The organism is Kerstersia gyiorum, assembly GCF_004216755.1.
Classification (GTDB): domain Bacteria; phylum Pseudomonadota; class Gammaproteobacteria; order Burkholderiales; family Burkholderiaceae_B; genus Kerstersia; species Kerstersia gyiorum.
On the sequence record NZ_SGWZ01000006.1, the window covers coordinates 175809 to 183440 of the forward strand.

7 protein-coding genes are annotated in these 7632 nt (G+C 64.9%); 3 read left to right on the plus strand and 4 right to left on the minus strand.

The features are described 5' to 3' along the window. Entirely contained in the window at positions 1–996 is a 996-nt protein-coding gene (locus EV679_RS15735) for a TRAP transporter substrate-binding protein (protein ID WP_083969737.1), read from the plus strand. Positions 997–1042: 46 nt separating this feature from the next. Here EV679_RS15735 and EV679_RS15740 read toward each other — a convergent pair whose 3' ends face one another. Continuing rightward, positions 1043–1861: a BUD32 family EKC/KEOPS complex subunit gene (locus tag EV679_RS15740; protein ID WP_068374453.1), complete on the minus strand. Its 819-nt coding sequence runs from the start codon at positions 1859–1861 to the stop codon at positions 1043–1045. A 207-nt stretch (positions 1862–2068) separates the two neighbouring features. Between EV679_RS15740 and EV679_RS15745 the strand changes: the two genes are divergently transcribed. Both EV679_RS15745 and EV679_RS15750 read left to right on the plus strand, forming a co-directional pair. Then, positions 2069–2740: a response regulator transcription factor gene (locus tag EV679_RS15745; protein ID WP_130487710.1), complete on the plus strand. Its 672-nt coding sequence runs from the start codon at positions 2069–2071 to the stop codon at positions 2738–2740. Further along, on the plus strand, positions 2737–4035 hold the full coding sequence (locus tag EV679_RS15750; RefSeq protein WP_068374458.1) for a sensor histidine kinase: 1299 nt from the start codon (positions 2737–2739) through the stop codon (positions 4033–4035). Before EV679_RS15745 ends, EV679_RS15750 begins: the two co-directional genes overlap by 4 nt. A 241-nt stretch (positions 4036–4276) precedes the next feature. On the opposite strand, the gene ftsZ is transcribed toward EV679_RS15750, so the two are convergent. The 3 genes from ftsZ to EV679_RS15765 all read right to left on the minus strand — a co-directional run bounded on the left by ftsZ (position 4277) and on the right by EV679_RS15765 (position 7624). Continuing rightward, positions 4277–5464 (minus strand): cell division protein FtsZ, encoded by a 1188-nt coding sequence (gene ftsZ / locus EV679_RS15755; RefSeq protein WP_068374461.1) that lies wholly within the window; start codon positions 5462–5464, stop codon positions 4277–4279. A gap of 125 nt (positions 5465–5589) precedes the next feature. Further along, entirely contained in the window at positions 5590–6816 is a 1227-nt protein-coding gene (gene ftsA / locus EV679_RS15760) for a cell division protein FtsA (protein WP_068374464.1), read from the minus strand. A gap of 4 nt (positions 6817–6820) precedes the next feature. Continuing rightward, entirely contained in the window at positions 6821–7624 is an 804-nt protein-coding gene (locus EV679_RS15765) for a cell division protein FtsQ/DivIB (protein ID WP_068374467.1), read from the minus strand. Positions 7625–7632: the final 8 nt, after the last annotated feature.

A 7632-nucleotide genomic window follows, 5' to 3' on the forward strand; every position in this document is an offset into this window, starting at 1 on the left:
ATGTTCACCAGAAAATTCATCGCCGCCTGCCTGATGCTGGCCTGCGCCGCCGTCCAGGCCAACCCGGTTGCACCTGTCCATGCGCTGGACCAGTCATCGGAGTACGGCACCAATTCCGTCAACACCAAAGCCGACGTGTTCTATCGCGACCGCGTCGCTGAATTGAGCGGCGGACGCCTGAAAATCCACCTGCACCCAGGCGCCGCGCTGGGCTACCGGGAACGCGACCACTTCCAGGTCGTGGGCCGTGGCGCCGCCCCCATCGCCACCACCGTCAGCGGCACGCTGGCCGGCTTCGACCCGCTGTTCCTGCTCAGTTCCCTGCCCTTCCTGGCACGCGACTTCGACGATGCGCAACTGCTGCTAGATATCGCCATGCCGCACTACAAGGCTTTCTTCGAAAAGCACAACCAGATACTGCTGCACGCAGGCTGGGTCGACCCCTCGGGCATCTGGGCCTCCCGGCCTATCAACTCGCTGGCCGACCTGCAACAGTTAAAGATCCGGACCTACGACGCCACCGGCACCCGCCTGCTGCAACAGGTAGGTGCTGCGCCACTGGTGATCTCATGGGCCGATCTGGTGCCGCAGCTGGCGACCGGCGGTGTCAGCGCTGTCCTGACCGGCGCCGACGGCGGCGCCTCGATCCGGCTGTGGGACTACACCAAAGTGTTCACCCAGATCAACTACGCCATGCCGCTGACCTTCGTGCACATGAATCGCGATGCGTACCTGGCGCTGCCGGAAGACCTGCGCGCCGTCCTGCATCAGGCGGCGCAGGATACACAGGCCTGGCGCAAGCACCAGATCGCAGCGAACCTGCAGGCCAAATACCAGCAACTGGCAGACAACGGCATGCAGGTGATCGAGGTTCCCGCCCCTGAACTGGCCGCCGCACTGGGCCAGGCCAACCAGCCCGTGGTGCGGGCCTGGGAAGCGCAAGTGGGCGAGCGGGCCAGCCGCATTCTGAGCGAATACGAAAGCCGGCGCCGTTAGGCAGCGGCCAGGGAACAGCCAGGAAATGACCTGAAAACGGCCGGACTCAGTTCAGCACCGCGGTGCGCTCATGGGTGCACCAGTCCCGAAGCACCGCGGCGAAACGCGCCACACGCCGCACATCGCGCTTTTCCCGCAGGCGGGCGGGCACGATGCGAGCCAGCCCGCGTACCGGCGCCAGCAGTTTGTCCAGGCGCAGCAAGGCACCCGCATCGGCGCCTTGCGCGCCGGCCCGCGAAAAATAGCGCCGCAACAAGGCCCTGCCAGTCGGCACGACTTCATCGGGTTCCAGGCGCCACAGGATATCGCCCAGCAGCAGGAACAGGTCATAGGCCGCTGCCAGGCCGTGGGACAGCGCGGCGCCGAAGCGCTCTTCGAAATCTATGCGGTACAGCCGGCCGTCGCGCACGGTCAGGTTGCGCAGTTGCGCGCCGCCATGCCAGAAGCCTGCACGGTGAAAAGCGGCAAGGTCATCGACCGCGGCTTCGTAGTAGCGTCCCACCCGCGCCAGCGGCTGGCCCCGGACAATCTCGTCCAGGCAGCGCCCCACATGCTCCAGCACAATGAAACGCTCTTCGTCCAGATAGACCTTGGGCACGGCACAGCCGCCGTGTGCCAGCGCACGCAGGCGGCCGGCCTCGAAGTGAATATCCCCCTGGCGCAGACGCGATGGCCGGGCGAACTCGCCAAACGCCAGCAGACAGGCCAGTGCGCTGAACCCGGCGCGCAAGGAGGCCCCAGGCTTGGCGCGCCAGGCTTTCATGACGTAATGACGATCCGCCAGGCGGAATATCTGCAATTCGGCGGCCGCACCGCGATACACGGCAAGCGCGGTTTGGCGCAAGGCCAGCGATGATTCTGACATCCCGGACCTCCACGGAAGTTCCCCATCCACGGGCACAGCGCCAGCAACGGTAGCCCCGCTGCCGGCACTCTGCCCTCCGGTACGCATTCCATTCTGAACAAGCGGACGTCAAGAAAGCGTTAACACTTCCGGCAGGCGGAGGCAGCCTCGGGTATAACTGGATCTGCCCAACACTGAGCCCCAAAACCGCGTCCATCGCAGGCAAACATGCGCATTCTGGTCATCGAAGACACCACCCCCATCCTTACCAATATCGTCGACTACCTGTCCGGCCTGGGCTACATCGTCGACTGTTCCGACGATGGCCAGGCCGGCTACGAACGGCTGTGCCGGGATGAATTCGATCTCGTGGTGCTGGACCTGATGCTGCCGCGCATGGACGGCTATGAGCTGTGCCGCCGGCTGCGCTGCGAACTGCGCAGCACGATACCCGTCATCATGGTGACGGCGCGCGACGCGCTGGACGACCGGCTGGCCGGCTTCGACGCCGGCGCCGACGACTACCTGGTGAAGCCATTTGCGCTGGCCGAACTGGGGGCACGCATACGCGCGCTGCTGCAACGCCGGCGCAGCGCCGCGCCCTCCGTCCTCAAGGTCGGCGATCTCAGCCTGGATCAGGACACCCTGGCGCTGGAGCGCGCCGGCACGCCGCTCAAGCTCCCGCCGGCACCGCTCACGCTGTTGCGGCTGCTGATGCTGCACAGCCCGGCCGTGGTGCACCGCACCCGGCTGGAAGAAGCGCTCTGGCATGACTCCCCGCCGGACAGCGATGCGCTGCGTACCCATATCCACCACATCCGCCAGGTCATCGACAAGCCCTTCGAGCAGCCCCTGCTCCATACCGTGCATGGCATCGGCTATCAATTGCGCGCCCAATGAAAACACCTAAAATCCTGCGCGGCCAGCTGGCACGCAGCCTGATCCTGCGATTCCTTGCCCTGACCCTGACTGTCGCCGGTGTCCTGACCCTGCTTTCCGGCTGGGCCTTCAATCGCCTGGAAGCCATTTCCCACCGCATCGACATGGACCTGGCGATCGACCGGCTGCGCGACGACCTGGAAGCCGGCGTCGCGCCGGGCTGGCCCAATCACTTCCTGTATGGCGAGCCAAACAGCGCCTCCTTCCCGGACGATCTGCGCCCCCTGCCACCCGGCTTCCACATGGTCAACCGCAAGGGCCGCAACTGGCTTGTCATGGTGGAAGACATAGAAGACCAGCGCTACATCCTGCTGCGCGACTACACCGACTACCTGCAATCGCAGCGCATCTATGAAATCGCCGGCCTGCTGTGCCTGGCCGCCAGTCTCGTGCTGGCGCTGGCGCTGGGTTACCTGGCAACCCGGCGCGTGATCCGCCCCATTGAACGCCTGTCGCGCGATGTACAGCGGCGCAGTGAACTGCCACCCGGGACCCAGCTGGCAACGCAGTATCCAGGCAATGAAATCGGCCAGCTTGCCACGGCATTCGACGCCGCCTACAACGCGCTGGAAGAGGCCCTGCTGCGGGAACGGCTATTCACGGCGGATGTCGGGCATGAACTGCGCACGCCGCTGATGAGCGGACTGAGCACCTGCGAATTGCTGGCGGCAGACCCGGCCCTGGACGATGCCACCCGTACCCGCGTGGCCCGGATAGAGGATGCGCTGCAAGACATGCAACAACGGGTGGATGTCTACCTGATGCTGGCACGCGGCCGCCAGGACGGTGCCGCCTTCCCGCACGCGCCCCTGCACAACCTGGCGCAGGAACAATGGCAGGCCTGGCAGCCGCAGGCCGAGCGGCGCGGCATCCATTTGCGCCTGGACAGCGGCTCCAGCGCCGCGCCCGGCGCCCCCGGCTACCCGGTGCCCCTGTTGCGCAGCGTGCTCTCCAACCTGATCCGCAACGCCCTGCAATATGCCGGCAGCGGCGCAGAAGTGCGCATTTCCCATGGCTGGGACTGGCTGGAAGTGTGCGATGACGGCCCTGGCATCGCGCAGGACCTGCAGGAAGCGCTGTTCTCGCCATTCGTGCGCGGCGATACCAGCGACGGCCGCCCCGAAGGCAATCTGGGCCTGGGGCTTTCCATGGTGCAGCGCATCTGCCGCCACCAGGGCTGGCACCTGCGCCTGCATTCGCGCCCCGGCCAGGGCAGCCGCTTCGTGATCGAAATGCGGCCCGGCGCCCGTCCGTGACGGCCGCCCAGCAGCCCGCAACATGACGAATGCCTGTTTTTCCCGAAATTTGGCAAAAAAGCGAACGCTAAAACAAAAAGGGCGGACGACGCTCGGCAGACCGGCTTGCGTGGTAGAGGTGCACGCTCGCCGGCCTGCCCGTTAAAGGCGCCGTCCGCCCTGCCTCCCGGCGGCCCGAAGGCCGCCAGGAGACGGGTTTACTGTGAGAGAGAGGGTCTAGCGGTCTGGTTTTTCAGCCGGTTCAATCCGCCTGCTTGCGCAAGAAAGCCGGAATATCCAGATGCTCCATACCGGCAGACTCCATCGCCCGCACTTGGGCAGTAGCCTGGCCGCGCGGATTGCGCATCACGGTCGGAACCTGCAGATCGTTGCCATAGCCGCCCATGGGCATGTTCGCGCCACCGATGAAGTAATCATCGGTACCGGTGCGCAGCGCCTCGGCAGGTTCAGGCACCAGTTGCGGGCCGCTTTGCGCCTGCTTTCCCAGGCCGGTGGCCACCACGGTCACGCGCAGATCGTCGCCCATGGTTTCATCGTAGGCGTTACCGAAGATCACGGTGGCATCTTCAGCGGCATAGCCACGGATGATTTCCATGATTTCGCGGGTTTCACGCATCTTCAACGAACGGCTGGCGGTGATGTTCACCAGCACGCCACGCGCGCCATGCAGGTCCACGCCTTCCAGCAGCGGGCAAGCAATGGCCTGCTCGGCGGCAACGCGGGCGCGGTCCGGGCCGCTGGCGACGGCAGTCCCCATCATGGCCTGGCCTTGCTCGCCCATGATGGTCTTGACGTCTTCGAAGTCGACGTTGACGTTACCTTCGACATTGATGATTTCGGCGATGCCGGCGCAAGCATTGTGCAGCACGTCGTCGGCGGCGCGGAAGCAGTCGTCCTGCGTCGCGTCTTCATCCATCAGGTCGTACAGGTTCTCGTTGAGCACCACGATCAGCGAATTGACATGGCGCGACAGTTCGCGGATGCCTTCCTCAGCCGATTTCAGGCGGCGCGCGCCTTCGAAACCAAATGGCTTGGTCACGACGCCAACCGTCAGGATGCCCAGTTCCTTGGCCACTTCGGCCACCACCGGAGCAGCGCCGGTACCGGTGCCGCCACCCATGCCGGCGGTGATGAAGACCATATGCGCGCCGTTGAGCGCAGCGCGGATTTCCTCGCGTGCGGTTTCGGCAGCAGCACGGCCTTGCTCGGGCTTGGCGCCGGCGCCCAGGCCGGTGCGGCCCAGGCGGATCTGCACCGGGGCCTGGCTGGTCACCAATGCCTGCGCGTCCGTGTTGGCGCTGATGAATTCCACGCCCTGCACATTGGAACGGATCATGTGCGCGATGGCATTGCCGCCCGCGCCCCCGACGCCCACAACCTTAATGACGGTCCCGCTGGGGTTGGTATCCACAAGTTCGAAATTGATCATGACAAGACTCCCTCACAAGTCTAAAGAAAATAAACAACTACCCTCTACAACATATGAATGGCACGGCAACCGCGCTGTGCCACGAACCTTCCGGCCGCCTGCAACCCTGGCAGCCGGTACGAATATCAATGCATGAACCACTCGCGCATGCGCGCCAGCACCTGCTGGAAGCTGCCGCGCTGCTGCGCCACCTTGTGGCCGCGCAGGCGCTGGGTGCGCGCTTCGGCCAACAGGCCCATGACCGTCGAGAAACGCGGATTGCGCATCACGTCGGCCAGGCTGCCCTGGTAATCGGGGACGGCAACTCGCACCGGCTTGAGGAACACATCCTCGGCCAGCTCGACCATGCCCGGCATCAGCGACGAACCGCCGGTCAGCACCACGCCCGAGGCCAGCAGGTCTTCGTAGCCAGATTCGCGCACCACGCGCTGCACCAGCGAAAACAGCTCTTCCACGCGCGGCTCGATGACTGCGCCCAGCGCCTGGCGCTTGACCAGGCGCGAGCCACGGTCACCCAGGCCCGGCACTTCCACGGTCTCGTCGGCATTGGCCAGCACCTGCTTGGCCACGCCGTAGCGCAGCTTGATTTCTTCGGCATCAGGCGTCGGCGTGCGCAGCATGGCGGCGATGTCATTGGTGATCTGGTCGCCCGCCACCGGCACCACGGCCGTGTGGCGAATCGCACCGCCGGTGAAGATGGCGATGTCGGTCGTGCCGCCACCGATATCCACCAGCACCACGCCCAGTTCCTTTTCATCGGGCGTCAGGCAGGCCAGGCTGGAGGCCAGCGGCTGCAGGATCAAGTCCTGCACTTCCAGGCCGCAGCGGCGCACGCACTTGATGATGTTCTGGGCAGCGCTGACGGCACCGGTGACGATATGCACGCGCACTTCCAGGCGCAGGCCACTCATGCCGATGGGCTCGCGGATATCTTCCTGGCCGTCGACGATGAATTCCTGGGTCAGCACGTGCAGCACCTGCTGGTCGGTGGGGATATTCACCGCCTTGGCCGTCTCGATGACCCGCGCCACGTCGGTCGCGGTGACTTCCTTGTCCTTCACCGCCACCATGCCGCTGGAATTGAAGCTGCGGATATGGCTGCCGGCGATGCCCGCATAGATGTCACGGATCTTGCAATCCGCCATCAGCTCGGCTTCCTCCAGCGCGCGCTGGATGGAGTTCACCGTGGTTTCGATGTTCACGACCACGCCCTTGCGCATGCCGTGCGATTCGTGCTGCCCCAGGCCCAGCACTTCAAAGCCCCCTTGGGGCAAGATTTCGGCCACTACCGCCACCACTTTACTGGTGCCGATATCCAGGGCAACGATGAGATCCTTGATGTCTCGGGTCATGGCTTCAATGTGTCTTACGAAGAGAATTATTGGGAAGTTCGGCCAGCGTCAGCGCAAACCCGTTGGGATAACGCAGATCCGCCTCTTTGACGGCACGGCCTTCGAGCCGTCGGACCACGTCGGGCCAGACCTGAACAAACTGCTGAATACGTGCGGCGAAAGGCAATGCGCCAGGCAGGCCGTGGGGGTCAGGCGCATCCGCGCCCGGGTCCCGGCCCAGATTGAGCGTCATGCCATCCGACAGATCGACCATCCAGGCATAGCGCGGGCTAAGCTCGATGCGGCGCACCTGCAGGGACAGCGGCGCAAACCAGCGCGCCAGCTCTGCATAACGCTGCACCACCAGGCTTTCGGTGCCTTCCGGGCCCAGCAGGCGCGGCAACTCTTCGTCGTCGGCCAGTTCGCCCAGGTTGGCGGTGAATACTTCGCCCCAGGTGTTGATCATCTGGTTTTCGTTCCAGAAGGCCAGCGGCTGCTGTTCCTCGATACTGACCTTGATCGTGCCCGGCCAGACTCGCTGTACGCTCGCCCGCCGCACCCAGGGTGCGGATTCCAGCACCTGGCGCGCCTCGTCGAGGTCCAGCGTAAAGAAATTGCCATGCAAGCGACCCGCAATCGCGGACCGCACGCCCTCCGGTGTCACGTAGGACAGGGGTTCCTCCTGGGCGGCCGATTCCAGCTCAATGGCCGTCAGCGCAAACACCGGACGCTGCACGAGCCACAGCACGCCGGCCACCAGCAACACGGCGGCGGCCAGCACGGCCAGCGCGTTGGCGATCACATTGAGGAAACGGGCGTCATTCCACACGGATATTG

Coding starts and splice junctions, on each gene's coding strand:
- ftsZ (WP_068374461.1), bottom strand. CDS start 5,464: ATGATCAATTTCGAACTTGTGGATACCAACCCCAGCGGGACCGTCATT.
- ftsA (WP_068374464.1), bottom strand. CDS start 6,816: ATGACCCGAGACATCAAGGATCTCATCGTTGCCCTGGATATCGGCACC.
- EV679_RS15735 (WP_083969737.1), top strand. CDS start 1: ATGTTCACCAGAAAATTCATCGCCGCCTGCCTGATGCTGGCCTGCGCC.
- EV679_RS15750 (WP_068374458.1), top strand. CDS start 2,737: ATGAAAACACCTAAAATCCTGCGCGGCCAGCTGGCACGCAGCCTGATC.
- EV679_RS15740 (WP_068374453.1), bottom strand. CDS start 1,861: ATGTCAGAATCATCGCTGGCCTTGCGCCAAACCGCGCTTGCCGTGTAT.
- EV679_RS15745 (WP_130487710.1), top strand. CDS start 2,069: ATGCGCATTCTGGTCATCGAAGACACCACCCCCATCCTTACCAATATC.